The sequence below is a fragment of the Halobacterium jilantaiense genome, from assembly GCF_900110535.1.
GTDB classification, from domain to species: Archaea; Halobacteriota; Halobacteria; order Halobacteriales; family Halobacteriaceae; genus Halobacterium; species Halobacterium jilantaiense.
In genome coordinates this window covers 2601933-2624170 of sequence record NZ_FOJA01000001.1, presented here as the reverse complement: position 1 = coordinate 2624170, position 22238 = coordinate 2601933, and the positions used below count along the sequence as shown (strand labels likewise).

Sequence of the window (22238 nt, the reverse complement as noted above, 5' to 3'; positions counted from 1 at the left end):
CAGCACCAACCGCAACTGTAGACCGTAGCCGAAGCGATAGACCTCGTTTATAGATTGTTCTGGTGGTACATTCGAGGTGTCGCCCGCGACACTAACGACCGGCCTCATCCGTGGGCGGCGTGCCCTGTCGGCCGGGAAACCCTCGTGGCGGGCGAGAGGGGTCGTGGACCCCTCCAGTTGCTGAGCCGGCGAACACCGGCGAAGCGGTCGGCCTCTGCGAGGCCGACGGGTGACGAGCCGGCGAAAGCCGGCGAGTCGGGTGGCGCTACGCGCCACCAGTTGCCGAGACGGCGTCAGCCGCCGCGGCGGGCGATTCGTGACGTGAATCACGCGGGCGGGTACGGCCACCAGCCGGGCACGGTGTGGGTGCCAGTCGGGCGTGGTACGGACGCCAGCCGGGAACCGGAGTTCCGGTGTCGCACGCCGGGGTTCTCCGAGCGTCATCGCGTCCGAGTGGACGTACTCGGTCGGGGACAAACGGCGCGCACGTCGACGTACGCGGCGGCGTAGAAAGAGGGTTACGCCGTGTCCTCGGCGGCGTCGGCGAGCTCGTACACCTGCTGTTTGCTCTCGCAGAGCCCGCAGACGCAGTCCACGAAGCCCGCGGCTTCGAGTTCGGCGAGTGCTTCGCTGGCCTGGTCCTCGGAGAGGCGTGCCTCGTCGGCGATCTCCGCGGGGGAGAGCGGCCCACAGTTGTCGAGGACGACGCGCGCGAGCTTCGCCGCGCACGACAGCGACCCGGACTCACTCATCGTCCGAGGGTACTCTACACGCGTCAAAAACCCTTCGTAAAGCGGCGAGTAGGGGCCGGCGTCGCGGAACGCTTACGGCTCGCCGCGCCGAGTCGGAGACGATGGCCGACATCGTCGTCCTTCGTCGGGGAACGCACGGACTGCCGATGGACGAGTACGCCGCGGAACTCCGCGAACGCCTGCCGGACCGCGAGATAGCGCTCGCACGGACGCCGGCGGAGGAGCGCGAACTGGTGGCGGACGCGCCGGTCGTGACGGGCGTCGGCATCGACGAAGAACTCCTCGACGCAGCAGAATCGCTGGAGCTGTTCGCCTGCGCGTACGCCGGCTACGGCCACCTGCCGATGGACGCGCTGCGCGAGCACGGGGTGGCGGTGACGAACGCCGCGGGCATCCACGCGCCGAGCATCGCCGAGCAGGTCCTCGGGTACCTGTTGACGTTCGCTCGCGACCTCCACGAGGGGTGGCGGCGACAGCGGAACCGCGAGTACCGACACTATCAGGCCCGCGAACTCGGCGGGTCGACAGTCACTGTCGTCGGCCTTGGGGCTATCGGCCACGCCGTCGTGGACCGGCTTCAGGGGTTCGACGTGGAGACAATCGGCGTGCGGTACACGCCCGAGAAAGGCGGGCCGACCGACGAGGTGGTCGGCTTCGACCCCGAGGCCGTCCACGACGCGCTCGCTCGCACCGACTACCTCGTGCTCGCGACGCCGCTGACCGACACCACACGAGGCCTCGTCGACGAAGCGGCGTTCGCGACGTTACCACCCGAGAGCGTGCTCGTGAACGTCGCTCGCGGTGGCGTAGTGGACACGGACGCGCTCGTCCACGCCGTCCGCAAGCAGTCGATTCGGGGCGCGGCACTCGACGTCACCGACCCGGAGCCGCTGCCCGAGGACCACCCGCTCTGGAACTTCGAGAACGTCCTCCTCACCCCGCACAACGCCGGCCACACGCCCGAGCACTGGCCGCGGCTGGCGGACATTCTGGCGGCGAACGTCCCGAAACTGGATAGCGGCGAGGAACTCCGGAACCGCGTCGACTAGCCCTCGACCGCACCGAGCCACGCGAACATGCAGCCGATGAGGGACGCGAAGAGCGCGACGTAGAGGCCGATACCGGCGGCGTCCCCGCCCTCGGTCGCCGCGAAGTAGCCGAACGCCGCTGCGACCCCGAACGAGCCGAGCGCGAACGCGTACAGCGTCTTCGCTATCAGTGGGTTCCGGTCGCCCTCCGGCGGGTCGGCGTCGCTGGAGACGAGCGCGCGCTCCACGGCGTCGGCCCGCGCCGCGGGCACTGCCAGCAGTCGCCGCGCTGACGACCCGGTTCCGTCGTGGTAGCCGACGCGGAGCACGGCGACGCCGCCGAGGTCGTACCGCCGAACAGCGGCGACTTCGGCGAGCGTCGATTCGCTGCCGCTGCCGGTGCCGCGGTCGGCCACGACGACGCCCTCGTCGGTGTCGACGTACCCCTCTGTGTGGAGGAGCGCCGCGAACGGGAAGGAGACGAACGCAGTGACGAAGACGACGCCGTACACCACAGCGGACCGCACGCCGGCGGCCAGCAGCACCGCGAGGACGACCGCCCACGCGACGCTCGCCGCGAGCAGTTCGCGAGCCGGGAGAAACCCCTGCGTTCCGGAGATGTCGCTGTCGAAGGCCGCGAGGGCGGGCGCGAATCTGCGCGCGCCGAGTAGCGCGAACGCGAGCAGGGCGGCGAGAATCGCGGACTCGCCGGACAGCAGCGAGGTCGCGACGACGAAGACGAGTGCGCCGCCGAAGAAGACGAACAGCGAGCCGATAGCGCCCGTGCCGACGAGCGCGAGGGCGTGGAGGAGCCGACTCGTCTCGACGGTGTACGTCCACTCGATGCGGGTCACACCCGAGCGTTCTCGGGCGCGGGCTAAAGTGCTTGGCCGGTTCTCAGAGCCAGCCGTCGCGGGCGAGCAGTTCGCCGTTCAGGATGCTGGCTCCGGCCGCGCCCCGGATGGTGTTGTGCGCGAGGCAGTTGTACTGGATGCCGGTGTCCGTGGTCTGGATGCCGCCGGCCGCGATGGCCATGCCGTCGCCGCGCATCCGGTCGAGCCGTGGCTGCGGACGCTCGGGGTCCTCGAACACCTCGATTAGGGGGTCGGGCGCGCTCGGGAGGTCGAGCGTCGGCGCGTCTGCGAGGGCGGCCGCCACGTCCTCGGGCGCGGGGTCGTCCCGGGTCTCCACGAAGACGTTCTCGAGGTGGCCGTCCAGGGTCGGCACGCGGTTGCACGACGCTGACACGACGGCGTCGTGGTCGTCCACTTCGGTGCCCGTGAACTCGCCGAGGAGCTTCCGGGACTCCGTCTCCATCTTCTCCTCCTCGCCGCCGATGTGGGGGACGACGTTGTCCAGAATCTCCATCGAGGTGACCCCGGAGTAGCCCGCGCCGGAGACCGCCTGCAGCGTCGAGACGTGGACGCGCTCCAGCCCGAACTCGTCGAGTGCGGCGAGCGTCGGCACCATCGTGATGGTCGAGCAGTTCGGGTTCTTCACGAGCGCCCCGTCCCAGCCGCGCTGGTCGCGCTGCACGTCGATGAGGTCGAGGTGGTCGGCGTTCACTTCGGGAATCACGAGCGGCACGTCGTCGGCGCGGCGCTCGTTGCTCGCGTTCGAGGACACGACGAACCCGGCCTCGCAGAGTTCGGGTTCGACCGCAGCGCCCACGTCCGAGGGCAGCGCCGAGAACAGCAGGTCGGTGTCGTCGGGAATCGCTCCGGGGTCGGTCGCCCGCACAGTCAGGTCGGCCGTCTCCTCCGGAATCGGGGTGTCGAGCCCCCAGTTCGCCGCCTCCCGGTACGAGTCGCCCGCGCTCGACGGGCTCGCCGTCACGACGGAGAGGTCGAACTCGCCGTGGTCGTCGAGGAGCTGTACGAATCGCTGGCCGACTGCGCCGGTCGCACCGAGTACGCCAACCGTGGTCATACCCGTCCCTCGGCGGCGGGCGGTGATACGACTTCGGGTCGCAGAATTAGTTGCGCTTGTGCGTGATGTAGCCCGCGATGCGGTTACGGACGTTCTTCGACTCGATGTTCGTCAGCTCCGTGACGGCTTCCTTGTTGTGCTCGAAGTCCTCCCGGGAGAACGCGTCCTCGTATCGCTCCATGAGGATGTTCCCCGTCTTCTTGACGTAGTCGGGCTTGATGGCCATGCACGACGTTTCACTCGCCGCGCGTTAAAAGCATTCGTTTCCCGAGCAGCCCCCCGTTCTCGATGGCGTAGCGTGAACCGAGCAGACGATAGCCGCGTTCGAGCCGTCGAAACCAGTGTGGGAGTCGCTCGGTTACTCTGTTCGCGGGTCCTCGAACGCGCCGGCGACGAGCAGCGGGAGGACGAGGGTGGCCTCGGCCTCTATCTGGGTGTAGTTCGGTTCGGCGTCCTCGTCCTTGATTTTCCCCCAGGAGACCGCTTCCTCGGGCGGCGCGCCCGAGAGCGAGCCGTCGCCCTCCATGCCCGTGGAGATGTAGACGGCGTAGTCGGCACCGCCCCGGAAGAGGTTCGTCATGATGGCGTGGTGTTTCGGGACGCCCGCGCCGACGCAGATGAGGCCCGTGGTGTCCGACAGCAGCCCGTCCTCGATGAGGGAGTCGTAGTCGTCGAGAATCTCGATGCCGACGTCGGGCCCGCTGCCCTGCCGGTAGTAGTAGAGGAAGTTCCCGATTTCGGCGTCGGTCAGCGCGGGACAGTAGACCGGCACGTCGTTGTCGGCGGCGTTCTTCAGGATGGAGTCCTCGTCGTCGAGGGTCTCGCCGAGCTCCTTCGCGAACTCGGTCGGCGTGCGGACCAGTTCGTCGTCGAAGAAGTCGTCGAAGAAGTCGTAGAGGTACTCCTCCAGCCAGACGTAGCGGTCCGACGGCACGAAGATGTTGCCGAGGCGGTTGATGCCCTCCTCGCGGAGCGCGGCCTCGTCGACGTCCCACTCGCCCATCTTGAACGGCTTCGCGGTCTTGATGACGTCCTCGGTGAGCGACCCCGACGTGGTGATGATGACGTCGACGTACCCCTCCCGGACCATGTGCGCGACGACCTCGCGCAGCCCGGAGGAGACGATGTTCGAGGTGAGCGTCAGGTAGACGGTGGCGTCCTCGTCGCGCATCTCTTTCGTGATGTCGACGGCCTCGGCGAGGTGGGTCGCCTGGAAGCCAGTGGTCGCATACGAGTCCAGCATCTCGAAGAAATCGAACTCCCCGCGGAAGTCGTAGCCGCGCACGTCCTCGGTGTCCAGCTCCTCGTCGGACCCCGGCAGGACGTTCTCGCGCGTGTCCTCGTCGGTCATGGCCACGGATACTGGCCGCGGCGATTTGAACGTCCCGACATCGGGCCGCGGCCTACTCGCCGCTCGCGTGCGCCACGTACACCTCCTCCTCGCCGCCCGGCCACGTCAGGCGGTAGTAGCTGTCCGACTCCTCCTCGGTGGTGGCGATGTACGGGTCGCCGCCGTCGTGGGTGTACGTCCACGACACCGTCTCGCCGGCGGGAATTTCGCGGTCGAAGGCGGTGACGGGGCTGTGCGCGCCGACGACGAGGACGCCGTTCAGGGCAGCGACGAACCGAGTGTCGTCGTCGCCCTCGTTCGTCACGGTGAACGTCAGCCGGGCGGCGTTCTCGGGCTGTGTATCCGTCAACCCCCAGTCGACTGTCAGTTCCGGTTCCGGCTGCGACAGCCGCTGACGAATCGCCTCGCTGGCCGGCCACTCGCGGCCCCCGTAGACGAACGCGGCGTGAGCAGCCGACCGCGCCACGGGGAGTTCGAACAGCAGCCACCCCGACCCGCGGGCGCTGCTGTACTGCGGGTCGTCGGTCTCCGTTTCGCGGTACAGCGACGCGCCCGACCCGACGTCCAGCACCGGCGCGAACACGTCGCCGCCGTACCGGAGCCCGAACTCGCTGCGGGCCGGGGGCTCGCCGCCGGTCACGTCGACGCGGCAGAACAGGTACTGGGCGCTGTCCGACCGCACGCCCACCGAGTCGACGCCCGTCACGAGGACGCCGGGCTGGACGCGCTCGTACTCGACGGACAGCGACACATTCCCGGAGGCGTCGGTTGTCCGGACGATGTCGTCGTCCGTCCTGGCATGCGTGGTCGTCGCGCTGTCGTTCGAGGTCGCCGGGCCGGAGTCGAGGCAGCCCGCGAGTGCGGCACCCACGGCGGCAGCACCGGTGGAGAGGAGGGCGCGTCGTCGCATACCCGGAGTACCCGCGGTCGGCGTATATGCCTTGTCTCGGCGTTGACCCACAGCGGCAGCGGTCAGGACTCGATTGTCACGTCTTCGTCGACCTGGAGTTGCAGCCGCTGGTAGTCGGCGTCGTCGTCCTGCGGGTCCCGGTACTGGATACCGCAGTTCGCGAGCGTCACGCGGCCGCCGGAGGCCGCTAGCTCGTCGAGACGCCGCGTCTGCTCGGCCGTCGCGTCGTAGAGGTTCAGGTCGATCAGGCCACGGCCGTCCCAGTCGAGCGTCGCGAAGTTGTCGTTGAACTTCGCGTCCACGGACCCACTGACCGGCCTGCGACACTCGTAGTCGGTCTCGATCTCGTCGAGTTCGGCGTCGGAAAGCGGGCGATGGTGTTCGCAGCGGTGGTCCGGGAGCTCCTCGACGAACACCGACTCCGCACCCTGCACGGTCAACACGTCGAGCCGGTCGACCGCCCGCGTCACGGCGACGTAGAAGAGGCGGCGTTCCTCTTCGAGCTTGTAGGACGCCGCTTCCGCCTCGTACACGTCCGGCGGCTGTTTCACCGGCTCCACCCACCGGTCGGCTTTCGTGCTCGGATACCCGCCGACCTCCGACACCTTCGGGACGATGACGTGTTTCGCCTCGGACCCCTTCGCGTCGTGTGCCGTCCGGATGTCGACCGCGTCCGGGAGCGCGTCGACGAGACTGTAGTAGAACTCCGGGTCGCCGTCCTGCTGGCGCAACAACACCTGCACGTCCCGCGGCGGGTGTGGCGACTCGCTGACGAGGGATTCGATCTTCCGCCGCATCGAGACGTTCCGCTTGTACTCGTACGTGTCACAGCCGAGGTGATGGACGTCGATGGGTGTGCCCTCGGGACTCCCGTCCGGGTCTTTCTCGGTCCGAATCTCGTTGTTTCGGATGACGCAGTTGCTCGCGTCGACGACCGTGTTCGGACACCGGAAGTTGTCCTCCAGGCGCGTGTCGGCGAACGCGTCGTAGGACGACAGCATCGGGTTGTCGTCGGTGAACACGGACACCGGGTCGGGGAGCCCCTCGTAGTCGCCAGCGCCGAGTACGTCCCCGTAGTCGATGAACAGGTCGGGTCGCGCACCCTGAAACCCGAAGATGGACTGCCAGTCGTCGCCGACGCCGAACACCCGCACGTCGTCGATTTGGTCCGCGAGCGCGCGAACCACGCCGAACTGGACCTGGTTCAGGTCCTGCATCTCGTCCACGAAGACGTACGGGTACAGGAACTCGTCGTCGACCTCGCCGGCGTCCAGGAGGTCCCGTGTCAGCACGACGGACCCGTGGAAGTCGGTCTTCGTCCGGTTGTCGAAGACGGCGTCGAACCGCTTGTAGGCCGCCAGAGCGAGGCGACAGAACGCCGGCACGCCGTCGTCGACGTCCTCGGCCTGGTCGAGGTATTCGCGGACTTCGCTGGCGGCACGCTCGGGGTCCCACTCCCGGACCCGTGCCTGCGTGATGAACGTCTCGACTGTCTCGACGACATCGCGGAACAGCACCTTGTGGTCGTACACGCGGTCCGCGAGGTCGTCGCCCCGGAGTCGCGTTCCCGGTGTGACCGTCGTTCCCTCGATGGCGGCCGCGAGCCGCTCCCTGACGGCCCCCCTGAACCGCTCGCGGGTCCGCTGGTCGTCCCAGTCGAGCTCGTCGCTGGGCGTCCCGAGGATTGCGTCGCCGTCGAGGACGATTCCCGTCCTGTCGCTGGTATCGGTGTCGAGGTGTTCGTTCGGCTCGAAGAGCCGCTCGACGGTCTCGGGGCGCTCGCTGTTACTGTTCCGGTAGGCAGGACGGTCTGCTCGCGTGGCTTCGGACGCACAGTACTCGATGTAGACCGTCTCGTCGGTCCCGGCGTCGACCAGTCGGAAGTCCATCACGAAGCCGCCGGACGCGGAGTGCGCCCAGTCCAAGTGGACCTGGTAGTCGTAGTCGAGGTCGTGCTCCACGAGGAACCGCGCAATCGCCTCGTGAGCCAGCCCTTCCTCGGGAATCGAGTCCATGGGAACGGACTCGTCGCCGACGGTCACGCCCGACTTCTCGGTGAGCTCCTCGTAGACGCCCCGGACCACGTCGTAGTCGTTCGGGTCGTACTGGGCGTCCTTCCAGGCCGAGAGAAACGCGTCGTGCGCGTCCGAGTACTGCTCGGAGGTACAGATTGCCCGCCAGATGGCGGCGATTTCGGTCGTCTTCGCCTCCCCGACGACGAGTTCGATGTCCGGATACTGGGCTTCGGCGACGGACTTGCAGTAGGCGTTGATAGTCGACACCTCGACGCCGGTGATGTCGAACGTCTCCGCCAGCTCCGACTCCATCTCCGAGACGCCGTTGCGCGTGAACGTAATCGCGAGCAGGTCGCTGGCCGACACGTCGTCGTACTCCGAGAGGACGAAGTTCACGCGCCGACCGAACGTTGTCGTCTTCCCGGTGCCGGCGGCTGCGTTCACCCGATTGAAGTTGTCGTTCGAGAAAATCGCCCGGAACTGCTGGTCGGTGTGCGTGAGGCCGTCCCCGAAATAGCTGTTCAGTTCGTCGCCGTGTTTCGCTTTCATCGCGTCGAGCCACGCCTCGTTGTAGCTGTCTCGGTGTTCGACGAACTCCCGCACCCGCTGGATGTCCTCGTGGAGCGTCTCCGCCGCCTCGACCGCGTTCGAACTGAACTGGCCGGGGTTCTCGCGAATCGGCGCGAGTCGGTCGAGCGCGGTCTCGGCGCGCTGGTACGCTTCGAGAGCGTCTTCGACTGTCAGGTAGTCCCGGTAGTCGTCGGCGTACCCCGACTGCCACTCGCGCAGTTCGTCGCGGGTCGCCGCGACTCCCTCGTCGCCGTCCCCGCCCTTGATTACCACGTCTGTGTCGGGGAGGTCGCGTGGCGGGTCGGGTTCGGGGCGCTCGCTCGGCGGTTCGTCGGACTCGGCGCGTCCAGCAGACGACGAGAACAGCCCGCGCACGAAATCGAACATACCGGCCATCAGTACGAGTACATCAATTCCGTGCCCACATCTTACATTTGACGCTACTTCGGTTCGGAATTTCGAAACGTGTGCCCGACAGCGCCACGGTCGAACGCCAGCAGTGGTGTCCAGTCCGCGGGCTCGACGGTCACAGCGGCCGATACCGTGTCGGCGCGCAGTCTAGCGCCGTGTCTCGTACACAGTCGTGAGCGGTGCGGCGCTACCAGTCGGCGTCGGCGTGTTCGCGGACGCGCGCCATCGCTGTGCGCTCGCGGGGGCCGCCGGCCGTCTCGACGACGCTCTCGAAGTACCGCAGTCGCTCCCGGAGCGTCTCGGTGTCGTAGGCGTCGACGTTCAGCCGCGACACCGCGACCGTCGCCTCGACGACGGCGTAGAAGCCGCGGTTCACCCGGAACGGCGCGTCCCTGACCACCGCCGTCTCCGCGGGCGACAGCGCCCAGTGTTCGACGCGCGTGCCCTCGTCGTCGCCGCTGCCGGTCTGCTCGGCGTCGACGCGCGCCCACGCCGCCGCGGCGTCCAGCACCGGGTCGTCGGTCTCGCGAATCGAGAGCGCGGCGTCGGCGAACGCCACGGGGTCGTCGACGAACTGGACGTAGCCGCCGCCCTGCCGGTGGAAGTTCCGGCGCGTCCGCGTGTTCCCCCACGTCGTCGCCGTCGCCGGCTCCCCCGGCTGGTCGGGCGCGTGCAGGCCGAGCGCGGCGTGGTTCCAGCGGTCGTTCGGCCCGAGCGTCGCGACGACCGTCTCCGTCACGCCGGCGAGGTCGACCGGCCAGTCCGTCACTGGCCACCACCGCCGTCGCCGCCGCTGGCCGTGCCGTCGGTCGATACGCCGGCGACCGACGCCCCGGATTCGAGCGCGACGAACAGCGCGGCCGCCGTGAGGTCCGCCGTCGTCCCCGGGTTCACGCCGCGCTCGACGAGGTCGTCGGCGAACTCGCGGATGTCGGCGTCCGGCGCTTCGATCAGACGCTCGGCCTCCGACCGGACCGCCTCGGCCGTCGCGTCGCCGTGTTCGGTGACGACCAGCGTGTCCGGTTCCTCGGCGAGCAACCGCAGGAAGGCGTCGGCGGCGCGGTCGGTGAGCGGGCCGTCGCCCGCCGCGATTCGCTCCGCGGCGTCGAACACCCGCGAAAAGCCGGTCGTCCACTCGCGGGCGTTCGCGTCGCCGTCGGCGCTCAACTCCATCACGTCGTGAAGTGTGAGGTCGCGCTCGCGGAGCGCCGGAACGGCGGCCGCGCCGCGGCGCACGTCGAGGTCGGCAGCGCCCTCTGGCGGGTCCCCGACGGCCACGTCGGTGTGCTCGAACGCCCGGTAGAATCCGGCCGCGTCCGCGACTGTCGTGGCCTCAGTGACCTCGCTCGCGCGCTCCCGAGTGAGGTCGCCCGTCGCGGCCGTGCGGACGAGCGGCGTCACCAGTAGCAGGCAGCCGAACTGGGTGTTCGTGTCCGAGGCGGCCGCCATCCCGGCGACGGCCGTCTCGAACGCGGCTCCGAGTCGCTCGTCGGGCTCCGCGGCCAGTTCGAGCCCCTCTCGTGCGCCGACGGCACCGGCGAGGAACTGCTCGAAGCGGAGGTCTGCGAGGTCGCGCTCCCGGTCGACGTTGCCCGGCTTCGGCGCGCCAGCGACTTCGAGCAGCAACGCGAGTTCGGCGTGCTCGCTGGGCGTCACAGGAACCACTCTTTCACGGCCGCGTAGACTGCCCGGACGCGCTCGGGGTCGCGGCTCGGCCGGCCGACGCTCACTGCGTCTGCGCCGTACGAGAAGTACTCGAAGACGTCCTCGCGGGTACGGATGCCGTTGTTCGCGACGACGAAGCAGTCGGTGGCGTCGGCGACGTCCCGGACGACGCGCCGGGAGTCCATCGCGTCGACGTGAATCGCGTCCGCTCCGGCGCGTTCGAGGGCTTGCGCGAGCACCTGGAGGTGGACGCCGTCGACCTCCGCTCGGACTTTCACCGAGACCGGGGCTCCCCGCTCGCTGGCGGTCCGGACCTGCTCGCAGAGCCGGTCGGTGTCCCGCAGGAGCGCTTCGCCGGCACCGGTCGCGCACATCTCGTCCTGCCGGCAGTGGGCGTTGAGTTCGACGAGTGCGTCGTGGTCGGCGCAGACGCCGGCGACTTCGCGAAGGGGGTCGAGAGTCGTCGTGCGGACGTTCACACCCGGTCGCAGGAACGCCTCGTCGAGGTCGGCGAGCTGGTCGTCGACCCACGCCACGGGGTCCTCGGGCAGGAACTCCACGCGGTCGCGGTCGACCATCTCGCGGGCCGCCTCCCGCGTGGGGCCGTCGATGGCGATGCCGCCGAGGAACGCGCCACCGGCGTGCTGGACCGACGCGTTCGCCCACTCGGCGTCGGACTCGCCGCTGAGGCTCGCGAGGGCGAGTCGGGGCGCGAACACTACGCCACCCCCTCGGCCGCCTCGTCCACGCGGGCGAGGGCGTCCCGGCACGCCTCGGCGACGCGCTCGGCGTCGGCCGCGGAGTCGAGACTCGTGTCTGTCCGCACGACGGGCCGGTCGAGGCTGGTGTCGTCCTCGGCGTCGAGGACGAACGCGTCAGCGAAGTCGTAGACCTCGGCCACGCCCGCCGTCGAGGGGTCGTGCCCGACTGCGTCCATGAGCTTCGCGGCGGGGCCGGAGAACACCTCGTCCTCGACGAACGGCGAGACGGCCACGACCGGCGTCTCGCGGAGCGCGTCTCGGATGCCGTCGAGGGCCAGCATCGGGCCGATGCTCGTCACGGGGTTCGAGGGGCCGACGACCACGGGCCCCTCCCGGAGTGCGTCGACTGCGGGCTCGGCAGCGGTCGCGCTGTCAGCGCCCCGGAACTCCACGTCCTCGACGGCGGGCTCGCCCGCTTCGGCCACCCAGAACTCCTGGAAGTGCAGCTCGCGGTCGGGCGTGTGGATGATGCTCGCCACCGGGTCGTCGCTCATCGGTACGAGGTCGACGTCGAGGTCGTAGGCGTCGGCGAGCCGGCGCGTGACCTCGGTGAGCGTGTGCCCCTCGTCGAGCAGGCTGCTGCGGAGCGTGTGGACGGCGCGGTCGCGGTCCCCGATGAACATGAACTCGCTGGCACCCGAGAACCGCCGCCAGTCCGCGATGTCCCGGCCAGCCGTCTGGCGGTCGTCCGGGAGGTAGCGCGGCTCGGAGTCGACGCCGGCGCGCTCGGCGAGGTCGCCGAGGTAGTCGTGTGTCGTCGACTCGTCGCCCTCGATGCCCCACCACGTCTCGCGGTCGAGCACGCCGCCGCCCGCGAACAGCACCGTGTCGACGTCGGGACAGACGAGCAGGCCGCCGAGTTCGACGTCGTCGCCGGTGTTCCCGACGACTGTCGTCTCGGCCGGGTCGAAGACCTCGCGAGCGCCCGCGAGCAGCTTCGGCGTGCCCGTCCCCCCGGCGAGGAACGTCGTCATACCCGACGATGCGAGTGCCGTCCGGTAAACGCTTCCGACCCCGGGCGGCGAGAAAGCGCTGCTGCGGTCTACGCGGAGGTGTTCGACTGCGCGTCGCTCAGCCAGTCCGGCTCGGCCACGTCCGTGTCGCCGATTGCAGTGAACCGCTGGGTGGTGTTCACGGACTGCGTCTGGCCCTGGAAACTGACGGTGAGGTTGTAGCCCGCCGTCGTCACCACGCCGTCGTCGCGGACGCGGAGGGTCGCCGTCGCCGCGTCGATGTTCGACTCGTTCAGCTGCCCGAACGCCCGCGAGGACGTGTTCACCGCGGCTCCGCCCTCGGCTCCGTAGACGTGGACCGTCTCGCCGTCAACGTCCTCGGTGCCCTCGTAGGAGAAGTCGAACAGCCCGACGAACGACTGCACGGTCGTGCGAGCGTACTGCGTCGCGTTGCCGGCCTGCCCGGAGACGTTCTGGTACCGGGTCCGGTCGCCGGCGATGAACGTCCGGAACGCGGTGCCGTCGCCGGCAGCGTACAGCTCGACCGTCTGCTGGACGCCTTCCGTCCGCGAGAACACCGCGTCGGAAGCCATGTCGCCGTTGATTTCGCCGCTCGTCTCGACGGTCTGGTTCTGTCCGGCCATCGTCTGGGTGCCCTCGGACTCGATGGTGTACGAGCCCGCGTCGCCGAGCGCGTCGATGTGGGCCTCGGTGACCGTGTCGGCGTCCAGCGATGTCTCGTAAATCGGGTCTCCGGTCGTCGTGTTCCCGTCCGCGGCCGGGCCGCTCCCGCCGGCACAGCCGGCGACAGCGACCAGCCCCACGACGAGCAGGGCGGCGAGTTTGCGTCGCATACGCGAAATTCGGGCAGCGCGTGGAAGAGTCCTGCGGAGTCGCCGTTCGGTCTCACTCGTCGTCGGCGAAGCGGTCGCGGAGGTCCGCGACCCAGGCGGGCGGCGAGGCGTCCGTCTCGCCGAGGTCCGAGAACGTCACTGAAGTTGCTACTTCGCGGCGTTGGTCGCCCTCTTCGACCGTGTACGCGAACCGCAGGCGGCCGACAGCGCCCGACTCGCGAACGCGCAGCGTTACGTTCACGTCTGTCAGTTCGACGCCCGTCAAATCTCCCGGCGTGACCGTGGACGTGTTCACGGCCGCCGGGTCGGTCGCGCGGTAGACGTGGACGCGTTCACCGTCGCGTTCGGTCACGCCACGGTGGGTGAACGACGCCAGCGGGAGCAACCGTTCGAGCGGGGCTCGCGTCCACTCGACGGCGGTCCTGCCCGCTGTGTCGTTCTCGGCGCGCGAGTACGAAGTTCCGCCGGCAGACCGGCTGAAGACGGTGTCGTTCGCGTACCGGTACGTCTGCGTGACTGGTGCCGGGCGCTCGACGAGGTAGACGCGGCCGTCCGCGAGACTCACGCGAGCGGTGGCCAGCGACTCGAAGCCCGCACCGGGTCCGGTCCCCGTGATGGTCGTGTTCCGGACGACGGTGACGGTCTCGGCGTCGCGGAGCGCGGCCTCGTGGTCGGCGAGCAGGTCGCTGTCTTCGAGCGGCGTGTCGTACGGTGACTCCGCCGGTTCGAGGTCGGCGTCGCGGCTCGGCGTGGCGTCGCCCCCCGGGAGGACGCCGCCACAGCCCGCGAGGGCGACCAGAGCCGCGACTGCTAGGAGGACAGGGGCCGTGCGGGACACGTCGGCTGTTGGTGTCGCCGCCGTCATAGTTCCCGAGGCCGGTGACACGAGTTTATACCGGAGAGCGACCAACGCCCAGCCAATGACGACCATCAAGGACAGCGTCCACGACCACATCGAGGTCGAGGGCGTCGCGGCCGCGCTCCTCGACACGCCGCCCGTCCAGCGGCTGCGGAACGTCAAGCAACTCGGGACAGTCCACCTCGTCTACCCGTCGGCGAACCACACGCGCTTCGAGCACTCGCTGGGCGTCTACCACCTCGCCGACCGCGCGCTCGGCCACCTCGGCATCGCCGGCAAGCGCGCGGAGCGCGTGCGCGCCGCCGCCATCCTCCACGACATCGGCCACTGTCCGTTCAGCCACAACGTCGAGGGCGTCGTCGAACGCCACACCGGGAAACGCCACGACGACGTCGACGACCTGCTCGCCTCGGGGCGGGTCGCCGACGTGCTCGCGGCCCACGACATCGACCCCGAGACCATCGCCGACTTGGTCGCCGGCGAGGGCGAACTCGCGCAGCTCGTCGCGGGAGAGCTGGACGTCGACCGGATGGACTACCTCGTGCGGGACGCCCACCACACCGGCGTCCCCTACGGCACCATCGACACCGGCCGGCTCGTCCGAGAACTCACGTTCATCGACGGCGACCTCGTGCTCGGCGAGGGGAACGTCCAGACCGCGGAGAGCCTGCTGCTGGCGCGCGCCCTGATGAACCCCACCGTCTACAGCCACCACGTCGCCCGCATCTCGAAGTCGATGCTGCGGCGGGCGACCGAGGACTTCCTGGCCGAGACCGACGCGACCGCCAGCGGACTCCGCCGGATGGACGACCACGACCTCGTCGTCGCGCTCCGCAGCCACGACGGTGCCGGGGACATCGCGCGCCGGCTCTCCGAGCGCGACCTCTACAAGCGCGCCGTCTGGGCGGAGCTCGGCGACGTCGACGAGGCCGTCGTCGGCGCGGACCACGAGACAGTCCGGGACTTCGAGCGGGACATCGCCGCGGACGCGAGCGTCCCCGAGTCCAGCGTCGTCGTCGACGTGCAGGGCGAGCCCTCGATGCGGGAGTCCTCCACGGGCGTCCTCGTGAACGGCGAGGTGCGGCGGCTCCACGAGCAGTCCACGCTCGTGAACGCGCTCCGGCTCGCCCAGCGCGAGCAGTGGCGGCTCGGCGTCTACGCGCCCGCCGAGCACGTCGAGGCCGTCGGGCAGGCCGCCGAACGCGTCCTCGGCCTGGAGACGGAGGGCGCGCTCGTCAGCGAGGTCAGTACGCCCGGGCGGTACGCGAGCCTCCAGGACTTCGAGTGAGGCGGAGCCGCTTCGAGTAAGCTTACGGGCTCGCAGCGAGACGAGCGGACATGGAACTCTCCGGAACGGTTCTCTGGGGCGACGACTTCGAGCCCGTGCAGGGGACACTCGTCGTCGAGGACGGCGAGGTCGTGCGGCTGGACGAGGAGCGCGTCGACAGCGACGACATCGTGCTGCCGGCGTTCGTCAACGCCCACACCCACACCGGCGATTCGATTGCGAAGGAGGCCGGCCGCGGGCTCTCGCTGGAAGAGCTCGTCGCGCCGCCGGACGGTCTGAAACACCGGCTGCTCCGGGAGGCCGACCGCGACGACCTCGTCGCGGCGATGCGGCGGTCGCTGGCGTTCATGGCCGACACCGGCACGACTAGCCACCTGGAGTTCCGGGAGGGCGGCAGCGACGGCGTGCGCGCCATCCGGGAGGCCGGCGAGGGCGTCGACGTCGACTCCGTGGTCTTCGGCCGCGGCGACCCCGAAGTCCTCGACGTCGCTGACGGCTACGGTGCGAGCGGCGCGGGCGACGGCGAGTTCGGGCGGGAGCGCACGGCGGCCCGGGAGGCCGGCAAGCCGTTCGCCATCCACGCCGGCGAGGTCGACGAGAGCGACATCAACCCCGCGCTGGACCTCGACCCCGACATCCTCGTCCACATGGTCCACGCCGAACCGCTCCACCTCGACCGCGTGGAGGACAGCGGGATTCCGGTCGCCGTCTGCCCGCGCTCGAACCTCGTCACGGACGTCGGGCTCCCGCCGGTCGAGGAGCTGCTGGAGCGCACGACGGTGGCGCTGGGCACCGACAACGTCTTCCTGAACTCGCCGTCGATGTTCCGCGAGATGGCGTTCGCGGCCAAACGCTTCGACGTCGACGCCGTCGACGTGCTGCGGATGGCGACGCGGGCGGGCGCTGAACTGCTGGACGCGAACTACGGCACCATCGAGGCCGGCCGCGAGGCGCGGCTCGTGGTGCTGGACGGCGACTCGCACAACCTCGCGGGCTACCGGGACGCCGTTCGCGCGGCCGTCCGGCGGGCGGGTGCCGCCGACGTGAAGCGGGTCGTCTCCCCCTGAAGACTTAACACACCACCGCGAGAACTACCACACGATGGGTCGCTACGAGCGCATCCTCGTGCCGACGGACGGCTCCGACGCGACGATAGAGGCCGTCCAGCAGGCCGTCGATCTGGCCGCCGAGCATGGCGCGACGATTCACGCGCTCTACGTCGTGAACTCCGCGAGTTTCGCGGGGCTGCCGATGGACTCCTCCTGGGAGAACGTCTCCGCGATGCTGAGCGAGGAGGGGTCGACGGCGCTCGACGACGTCGCCGCCGTCGCCGAGGACCACGGCGTCGACGCGGAGCGGGAGCTCGCGGACGGCAACCCCGCGCGTGAAATCGTGCGGTACGCCGAGGACGAGGACTGCGACCTCGTCGTGATGGGGACACACGGCCGGGGCGGCATCGACCGCCTCCTGCTCGGGAGCGTCGCCGAGAAAGTCGTGCGGTCCTCGACGGTGCCCGTGCTGACGGTTCGCGTCGACGAGTAGCGGGCGAACCTTCAAGCACGACGGCCCGGCAACAGTTCGCATGGACAGTCTCGACTACGGCAGTCTCGACGAGGGTCGGGACTGCAACTACTGGCAGTGGGACCCGACCCTGCGACGCCACGCTCGTCGACTGACCGACGACGCCGACTGGCCGTGGGTCGACGACCGCCTCGACGACTGGGGGCGAATCGTCGGGGAGACAGTCGCGGACAACGCCGACGTGGCGAACGCGAACCCGCCGACACTGGACACCTACGACCGCCGGGGCGAGCGAGCGAACGACGTCACCTACCACCCCGCCCAGCACGAGAACGACCGACTGACCTACGAGTTCGGCGTCGTCGCGGACGCCTTCACCGCGCCCGACGACCGCGAGGACGCGCCCGGTATCGCGTACTCGCTGACCGCACAGGCGCTGCTGGCGTACACCGACATCGGGTTCGCGTGCCCGGTGTCGATGACCGCGGGTGCCGCGCTCGTCCTCGACACCTACGCCGACCACAGCCCCCAGCCCGACGTCCTCCGAGACTACTTCGACCGGCTGGTCGCCCGGGACCACGGGGACGCCATCGAGGGCGCGATGTTCCTCACGGAGAAGCAGGGCGGCAGCGACGTCGGGCGCAACGAGACGACCGCCGTCGAGGCAGACGACGGCACGTACCGGCTCGCCGGCGAGAAGTGGTTCTGCTCGAACGTGGACGCGGAGGGGACGCTCGTGCTCGCCCGCCGCGAGGACGCCCCCGAGGGGACCGACGGCCTCTCGCTGTTCCTCGTGCCGCACACGCTCCCCGACGGCAGCCTGAACGACCAGACGTACCGCCGGCTGAAGGACAAACTCGGCACCGAGACGGTGCCCACCGGCGAGGTCGAGCTGACGGGCGCGACCGGCTACCTCGTCGGCGAGCCCGAGAACGGCTTCCGGCAGATGACCACGATGCTGAACTTCGAGCGCGTCGCGAACGCCGCGGGCGCGGTCGGCGTCACGGGCCGCGCACTCCTCGAAGCCAAGACCCACGCCGCCGACCGGGCGGCCTTCGGGCGTGCGCTCGACGGCCACCCCCTGATGCGGCGCGACCTCGCCGAGTGGACCGCCCGCTACGAGGGCATGGTCGCCGTCACGCTGGAAGCCGCCCACGCGCTCGACGCCGCCGAGCGGGACGAGGGAGACGCCGACGCTCGCGCGCTCATGCGCGGACTCGTCCCCATCGCGAAGTACCGCACCGGCCGGCTGGCCGTCGACGCCACCTCCTACGCGATGGAGATTCGGGGCGGCGACGGCTACGTCGCCGACTACGTCACCGAGCGCCTGCTCCGGGACGCACAGGTGCTGCCCATCTGGGAGGGGCCGTCGAACGTGCTCGCGCTCGACCTCCTGCGCGCGCTCGAACGCGAGGGTGCCGCCGACGCGCTCCTGGCTCGCGTGGACGAGAATCTCGACGCCGCGCGCGACAGCCGACTCGCCGACCTGGTGAGCCGAGTCAGCAGCGAGCGAGACGGGCTCCGGGAGTCTATGGCGGCCGTCGCGGGCGCGGACCGCGACCGCGCCCAGCACGACGCGAAGGCGCTCGCGGACTACGCCTACGACGTGGTCGCCGCCAGCGCCCTGCTCGCGCTCGCCGCCGACAGACTGGCGGCTGGGGACGCCCGCGAGGCGGCCGTCGCGAGGCTGTTCGTCCGGGACGCCTTCGGCGACGACCGACCCAGTCCGGAGCGCGCCCTCGCCCTCGACCACTTCGAGAGCATCGCGCACTACGCCGAGCTATCGCCCGACGCGCTGAAAATGTCGAGAACGGTCGAGTAATGGCTACTCCGCCGGCCGGAGGTGCTGGCAGTCACCGGAGTGGACGACGCGCTCGCCGTCGTCGGTCGCCACGACGAGCGCGCCGTGTTCGGTGACGTCGACGGCCTCGCCTTCGACTGTCTCGTCGCCGAGGTCGACGCGCACGCGCTGCCCGAGGGTCGCGGCTCGCTCCCGCCACGCGTCGAGCACGCCGTCGGGGTCGGCGCGCAGGTCGTCGAAGCGTTCGAGGACGCGCTGGACGAACACGCGCCGTGACACGTCGCCGGCCTCGGCGCGCACGCTCGTCGCCTCACCCTCCAGATCGGCGGGGTCGACGTTCGCGTTCACGCCCATCCCGACGACCACCCAGGAGACGCGGCTGGCCTCGCCCTCCATCTCCGTCAGGACGCCCGCCAGCTTCCGGCCGCCGCGCTCGCTCGTCTCGTCCGGCACGACCACGTCGTTCGGCCACTTGATAGCGGCGTCGACGCCGGCCTCCCGCGCGGCGTCGGTGACTGCGACCGCAGCAGCGAGCGTCAGCAGCGGGACGCGAGCGGGCGGCAGGTCCGGTCGCAGAACGAGGCTCGCCCAGATACCGCCGGACGGCGACGACCACTCGCGGTCTCGGCGGCCGCGGCCGCCCGTCTGGCGGTCCGCGAGCACGACCACGTCCGCCGCGCCTTCGGTGGCGAGTTCCCGCGCGCGGTCGTTCGTGCTCGCGACTGCGTCGTGGTACTCCACGTCGAACGACGCGTCCAGCCCGAATTCGACGGCGGGCCCGCCGTACTCGGGAACGCTGGCGAGCACGTAGCCGTCGTCGCCGCTGTCCACCTCGAAGCCGGCGTCACGGAGCGCCTCGACGTGCTTCCAGACCGCCGCTCGCGAGACATCGAGCGCGTCGGCGATCGCCGGCCCCGGTTCGGGGCCGTCGGCGAGCGCGTCGAGGACCGCTCGTCGCGTGTCGTTCATCACACTCGCGTTGCCGGCCGTCGCTGTTAAACCTCGCGCGTACATCCCAGCGAGTCTCCGTGCGGCCACGAAACGCCGCTTCGAGCCCGCTTCAGCGCGGGACGCGTCCAGCACCAGTCATCTATCCACGATCTTTTCACTTTATTTATCTATGTTATTTTCAGATAGATTGAATATACGGGCGTGGCTTGGAACAGATGACGATGGCAGACAACAAGTTCAGTCAGTTCCTGTCGGACCACCCGCGAATGATCGGCGTGCTGTTCTCGATGCTGGTGTTCCTGTCGACGACAGGCGCCGCTATGGCGTCCGAGACAGCATCGACGTCTGGACCTTAATTCAGCCTGTTCTCCAGTAAGTAATCGCTCCAAGTCAGTGACCCCTCGAACATTACTGGAAAGACTCCACGCTGGAAAAACGTCCGTAGATCGCTCTCATCAAGGAGATATTCGTCAATTTCACCCGAGTTTAGATACTGGGTTGTGAGGTTTTTTACGTGAACTGTGATGAGCGACCCAATCGAAGTTCGGGAGGTCGGGTATCCGTGAACCGTAACGCGATACTCGTCCCCAACCCGCTCAACCTCGGACATTGTCGGTGTCCCGGCCGACGACTGGACTAACTGGACCGTTCCGTCACCGACCGTAATATACTGGTTCCCGAACAGCGTCACGTTTCTCGCGACAGACAGCCCAGCGAGCAACGAGAACCCCTTGTTCAGGAGTCGTGCGAGCGCTCGGCCGATGCGCACGGCCGGGTCGTTGCTGATGTCCGTAAGCGTGACTATTCCGCCGATGCTCCCCGCATCGACGAGTGCACGCCCCTGTACGTACGACCGGCAAGCGTTCAACAGGAATGCCCGGACCTCTGTCTCGTCGAGCGTCCGCGCGTCGAAGAGCCCGTCACTGCACTGAAACCCACCCTCCTCGACGTGCCCGATGTAGTGAAGGAAGTCGATATCAGCGGTCAGTAACTCCCGGAGTTCGGCTCGTTCGAGGTCGTAGTGGACGCTGATGTCGAACTCGAAGAAGTCCCGCGCACCGTAGAACTCCTCGACGATGTCCTCCTCAGTCATCGACTGGTCGTTACAGACGATGTCGATTCGGATGGACTCCCGCTCGGAGGGCGAGTGGTCGAACCGCCGCTTGTAGTACTCGGCGGCCGCCTTGCTGGCTCCCAGTGGGAAACCGTTCGCGAGCCACGTGTGCTCGATCGTGTTCGTCGCGTCTGGTTTGATCACGTTCGAGTACCCGGACGCGCTGTCGTCTTCGTGTTCTTCCCCCAAGGGACTCCGAGCGAGGCCTTCGCGAGCGCGAAGGAACGACGTAACGGCCTCCGGCTCCTCCCGGACATCGGGTGTCTCCTCGTCGGTTCTGGGAATTCGGATCTCCGCCAGGTCGTTCACCACGAACGGCAGTGACTCGACCCGTTTGGGTTCGGCTGCAACGTCGACAGTCTGCTTCCAGCGTGGCCAGTGTGGCTTCGTCACCTCGGTCGGGACATCGAGGTACGCTGCGAGACGCGTCGACAGCGACGCATCGTAGATGTTCGATAGGTCGAAGTCGAGCTCGTCTTCGACGACAGACCGCTCGTGGAGGTCTACTGGGTAGAGTCCCTCTGTTCGGACGACGCAGTCGAGGAAGAACACGTGTTTGAGGAGCGCGTTTACCCCCCGCTCGAACCCCTGTGGAGTGTCCAGCGAGTGACGGTCACCATCGACGACGAGCGTACGCTCGTCGCCCGGACGGACGTCTGCGCCGAGGTAGAACGCTAGCGAGCTCGTCCGGTAGACATCTCCCCAGTTTCGGGGGAGTTCGATCGCAATGCCCGTCTCCGGACGTGAGAGGGCATCGGGTGCGTCGAAGCTGTCCCCCAACTCGACGAGTGGCGGGTGACCCCGTAGCGTCGGAAATGAACGTTCGGGGCTAGTGGTCTTCAGTGCAGAGCCAAACAGGGAGACTGCGCGCATCCCGTCGACCGGATCGTCGCTGACAGTGATGGTCGCGGCGGGCGACTCGTGGAGTGATCGGGCTCCGAGCCGGATCGGCGTTGGATTGTGGAAAGAGATGTACGTCGTGTTGCCTTCGCGTCGCACAGTGAACGCCGAACCGGTCGAAACTGCCAGTTTCATCGGCCCGAGGTCCATGTCGAGGGAGTACTGCCGCGCAGGGTAGGAATCCACTTCCTGGTTTACGGACTGGTCGGCGAGCGTACCGTCCTGTGTCCAGACGTCGACGTTCAACAGTTGCGGGAACTCCAGTTTCGTGACGGTGAACCGGACTGCGTTGTCCACCGGGAGCGCGAACCGGTCGCCGTCTGCTGGAGTTGGATTCACGGGGTTGTCCGTGTAGACCTCGAACTGCGCGTTCTCGATCGGGTCGCTGACGCGGACGCCCGGTGGCTTAGTTAGCGACTCGAACTGCGGTTTCACGCAGACCACCCGACTCTCGGCCGACCTTCGCGTCGGTAGTTTTCGACGGGGGCAGTAGCGACGGACTCGGCGTGAATCATGCGTAAGGGATGGCGGGCCGTCGAGTGAACGCGCCTCACCGAGTTGTAGATACCGGTCGGGGCACGGCTCCGGCGATCGACCCACCGCCA

General features: G+C 68.9%; 21 protein-coding genes. 6 read left to right on the top strand and 15 right to left on the bottom strand.

The annotated features are described in order from the left end of the window. Positions 1-518: 518 nt before the first annotated feature. Positions 519-752 carry a helix-turn-helix domain-containing protein gene (locus BMW35_RS13670; RefSeq protein WP_089670095.1) on the bottom strand — a complete coding sequence of 78 codons (234 nt, stop codon included), beginning with the start codon at positions 750-752 and terminating at the stop codon, positions 519-521. A 101-nt stretch (positions 753-853) separates the two neighbouring features. On the opposite strand from BMW35_RS13670, the gene BMW35_RS13665 reads away from it, so the two are divergent. Beyond that, a complete protein-coding gene (locus tag BMW35_RS13665) occupies positions 854-1801 on the top strand; it encodes a D-2-hydroxyacid dehydrogenase (protein WP_089670094.1) in 948 nt (315 codons plus the stop codon). On the opposite strand, the gene BMW35_RS13660 is transcribed toward BMW35_RS13665, so the two are convergent. The 12 genes from BMW35_RS13660 to BMW35_RS13605 all read right to left on the bottom strand — a co-directional run bounded on the left by BMW35_RS13660 (position 1798) and on the right by BMW35_RS13605 (position 14037). Beyond that, entirely contained in the window at positions 1798-2634 is an 837-nt protein-coding gene (locus tag BMW35_RS13660) for a hypothetical protein (protein WP_089670093.1), read from the bottom strand. The two genes, BMW35_RS13665 and BMW35_RS13660, sit on opposite strands and share 4 nt — an antisense overlap. Before the next feature lie 43 nt (positions 2635-2677). After that, positions 2678-3709 (bottom strand): aspartate-semialdehyde dehydrogenase, encoded by a 1032-nt coding sequence (gene asd / locus BMW35_RS13655; protein ID WP_089670092.1) that lies wholly within the window; start codon positions 3707-3709, stop codon positions 2678-2680. A 46-nt stretch (positions 3710-3755) separates the two neighbouring features. Next, entirely contained in the window at positions 3756-3935 is a 180-nt protein-coding gene (locus BMW35_RS13650; protein WP_089670091.1) for a 30S ribosomal protein S17e, read from the bottom strand. A gap of 132 nt (positions 3936-4067) precedes the next feature. Beyond that, positions 4068-5060: a deoxyhypusine synthase gene (locus BMW35_RS13645; RefSeq protein WP_089670090.1), complete on the bottom strand. Its 993-nt coding sequence runs from the start codon at positions 5058-5060 to the stop codon at positions 4068-4070. Positions 5061-5112: 52 nt separating this feature from the next. Next, positions 5113-5970, bottom strand: a complete 858-nt coding sequence (locus tag BMW35_RS13640; RefSeq protein WP_089670089.1) for a hypothetical protein — start codon at positions 5968-5970, stop codon at positions 5113-5115. Between the two features lie 62 nt (positions 5971-6032). Then, positions 6033-8942 carry a UvrD-helicase domain-containing protein gene (locus BMW35_RS13635; protein ID WP_177170849.1) on the bottom strand — a complete coding sequence of 970 codons (2910 nt, stop codon included), beginning with the start codon at positions 8940-8942 and terminating at the stop codon, positions 6033-6035. Positions 8943-9153: 211 nt separating this feature from the next. After that, positions 9154-9735 (bottom strand): DUF447 domain-containing protein, encoded by a 582-nt coding sequence (locus BMW35_RS13630; RefSeq protein ID WP_089670087.1) that lies wholly within the window; start codon positions 9733-9735, stop codon positions 9154-9156. Beyond that, the gene (locus BMW35_RS13625) at positions 9732-10622 is read right to left on the bottom strand and encodes a triphosphoribosyl-dephospho-CoA synthase (RefSeq protein WP_089670086.1); all 891 of its coding nucleotides are present in this window, start codon (positions 10620-10622) and stop codon (positions 9732-9734) included. The genes BMW35_RS13630 and BMW35_RS13625 overlap by 4 nt, the downstream gene beginning before the upstream one ends. After that, positions 10619-11350 (bottom strand): tRNA-dihydrouridine synthase, encoded by a 732-nt coding sequence (locus BMW35_RS13620; RefSeq protein WP_089670085.1) that lies wholly within the window; start codon positions 11348-11350, stop codon positions 10619-10621. Before BMW35_RS13620 ends, BMW35_RS13625 begins: the two co-directional genes overlap by 4 nt. Further along, on the bottom strand, positions 11350-12366 hold the full coding sequence (gene cofD / locus BMW35_RS13615) for a 2-phospho-L-lactate transferase (protein WP_089670084.1): 1017 nt from the start codon (positions 12364-12366) through the stop codon (positions 11350-11352). The genes BMW35_RS13620 and cofD overlap by 1 nt, the downstream gene beginning before the upstream one ends. A gap of 68 nt (positions 12367-12434) precedes the next feature. Continuing rightward, positions 12435-13199, bottom strand: coding sequence for a DUF7537 family lipoprotein (locus tag BMW35_RS13610; RefSeq protein WP_089670083.1), 765 nt, complete (start codon positions 13197-13199; stop codon positions 12435-12437). A gap of 52 nt (positions 13200-13251) precedes the next feature. Further along, complete coding sequence (locus BMW35_RS13605) at positions 13252-14037, bottom strand: DUF7537 family lipoprotein (RefSeq protein WP_143052206.1); 786 nt, start codon at positions 14035-14037, stop codon at positions 13252-13254. A gap of 82 nt (positions 14038-14119) precedes the next feature. Here BMW35_RS13605 and BMW35_RS13600 point away from each other — a divergent pair, with 82 nt between their 5' ends. From BMW35_RS13600 to BMW35_RS13585, 4 genes are read left to right on the top strand one after another with little or no spacing between them, the layout of a single operon-like run. Continuing rightward, complete coding sequence (locus BMW35_RS13600; protein WP_089670081.1) at positions 14120-15346, top strand: HD domain-containing protein; 1227 nt, start codon at positions 14120-14122, stop codon at positions 15344-15346. A 50-nt stretch (positions 15347-15396) separates the two neighbouring features. Further along, the gene (locus BMW35_RS13595) at positions 15397-16413 is read left to right on the top strand and encodes an amidohydrolase family protein (protein WP_089670080.1); all 1017 of its coding nucleotides are present in this window, start codon (positions 15397-15399) and stop codon (positions 16411-16413) included. Between the two features lie 34 nt (positions 16414-16447). Further along, on the top strand, positions 16448-16888 hold the full coding sequence (locus BMW35_RS13590; RefSeq protein WP_089670079.1) for a universal stress protein: 441 nt from the start codon (positions 16448-16450) through the stop codon (positions 16886-16888). A 40-nt stretch (positions 16889-16928) separates the two neighbouring features. Next, positions 16929-18689, top strand: a complete 1761-nt coding sequence (locus BMW35_RS13585) for an acyl-CoA dehydrogenase family protein (RefSeq protein WP_089670078.1) — start codon at positions 16929-16931, stop codon at positions 18687-18689. A gap of 3 nt (positions 18690-18692) precedes the next feature. Here the strand turns inward: BMW35_RS13585 and BMW35_RS13580 are convergent, their stop codons facing one another. Then, the gene (locus BMW35_RS13580; RefSeq protein ID WP_089670077.1) at positions 18693-19637 is read right to left on the bottom strand and encodes a biotin--[acetyl-CoA-carboxylase] ligase; all 945 of its coding nucleotides are present in this window, start codon (positions 19635-19637) and stop codon (positions 18693-18695) included. A 197-nt stretch (positions 19638-19834) separates the two neighbouring features. Here BMW35_RS13580 and BMW35_RS16075 point away from each other — a divergent pair, with 197 nt between their 5' ends. Beyond that, positions 19835-19975, top strand: a complete 141-nt coding sequence (locus BMW35_RS16075; protein WP_449404981.1) for a DUF7503 family protein — start codon at positions 19835-19837, stop codon at positions 19973-19975. On the opposite strand, the gene BMW35_RS13575 is transcribed toward BMW35_RS16075, so the two are convergent. After that, positions 19972-22068 (bottom strand): CHAT domain-containing protein, encoded by a 2097-nt coding sequence (locus BMW35_RS13575; protein ID WP_089670435.1) that lies wholly within the window; start codon positions 22066-22068, stop codon positions 19972-19974. The genes BMW35_RS16075 and BMW35_RS13575 overlap by 4 nt on opposite strands. Between the last annotated feature and the right edge of the window lie 170 nt (positions 22069-22238).

Excerpts from the sequence above, each read along its gene's own strand:
- BMW35_RS13670 (WP_089670095.1), bottom strand. The coding sequence starts at position 752 with ATGAGTGAGTCCGGGTCGCTGTCGTGCGCGGCGAAGCTCGCGCGCGTC.
- BMW35_RS13650 (WP_089670091.1), bottom strand. The coding sequence starts at position 3,935 with ATGGCCATCAAGCCCGACTACGTCAAGAAGACGGGGAACATCCTCATG.
- BMW35_RS13600 (WP_089670081.1), top strand. The coding sequence starts at position 14,120 with ATGACGACCATCAAGGACAGCGTCCACGACCACATCGAGGTCGAGGGC.
- BMW35_RS13585 (WP_089670078.1), top strand. The coding sequence starts at position 16,929 with ATGGACAGTCTCGACTACGGCAGTCTCGACGAGGGTCGGGACTGCAAC.
- BMW35_RS13645 (WP_089670090.1), bottom strand. The coding sequence starts at position 5,060 with ATGACCGACGAGGACACGCGCGAGAACGTCCTGCCGGGGTCCGACGAG.
- asd (WP_089670092.1), bottom strand. The coding sequence starts at position 3,709 with ATGACCACGGTTGGCGTACTCGGTGCGACCGGCGCAGTCGGCCAGCGA.
- cofD (WP_089670084.1), bottom strand. The coding sequence starts at position 12,366 with ATGACGACGTTCCTCGCCGGGGGGACGGGCACGCCGAAGCTGCTCGCG.
- BMW35_RS13595 (WP_089670080.1), top strand. The coding sequence starts at position 15,397 with ATGGAACTCTCCGGAACGGTTCTCTGGGGCGACGACTTCGAGCCCGTG.
- BMW35_RS13610 (WP_089670083.1), bottom strand. The coding sequence starts at position 13,199 with ATGCGACGCAAACTCGCCGCCCTGCTCGTCGTGGGGCTGGTCGCTGTC.
- BMW35_RS13640 (WP_089670089.1), bottom strand. The coding sequence starts at position 5,970 with ATGCGACGACGCGCCCTCCTCTCCACCGGTGCTGCCGCCGTGGGTGCC.
- BMW35_RS16075 (WP_449404981.1), top strand. The coding sequence starts at position 19,835 with ATGACGATGGCAGACAACAAGTTCAGTCAGTTCCTGTCGGACCACCCG.
- BMW35_RS13580 (WP_089670077.1), bottom strand. The coding sequence starts at position 19,637 with ATGAACGACACGCGACGAGCGGTCCTCGACGCGCTCGCCGACGGCCCC.
- BMW35_RS13665 (WP_089670094.1), top strand. The coding sequence starts at position 854 with ATGGCCGACATCGTCGTCCTTCGTCGGGGAACGCACGGACTGCCGATG.
- BMW35_RS13590 (WP_089670079.1), top strand. The coding sequence starts at position 16,448 with ATGGGTCGCTACGAGCGCATCCTCGTGCCGACGGACGGCTCCGACGCG.
- BMW35_RS13635 (WP_177170849.1), bottom strand. The coding sequence starts at position 8,942 with ATGTTCGATTTCGTGCGCGGGCTGTTCTCGTCGTCTGCTGGACGCGCC.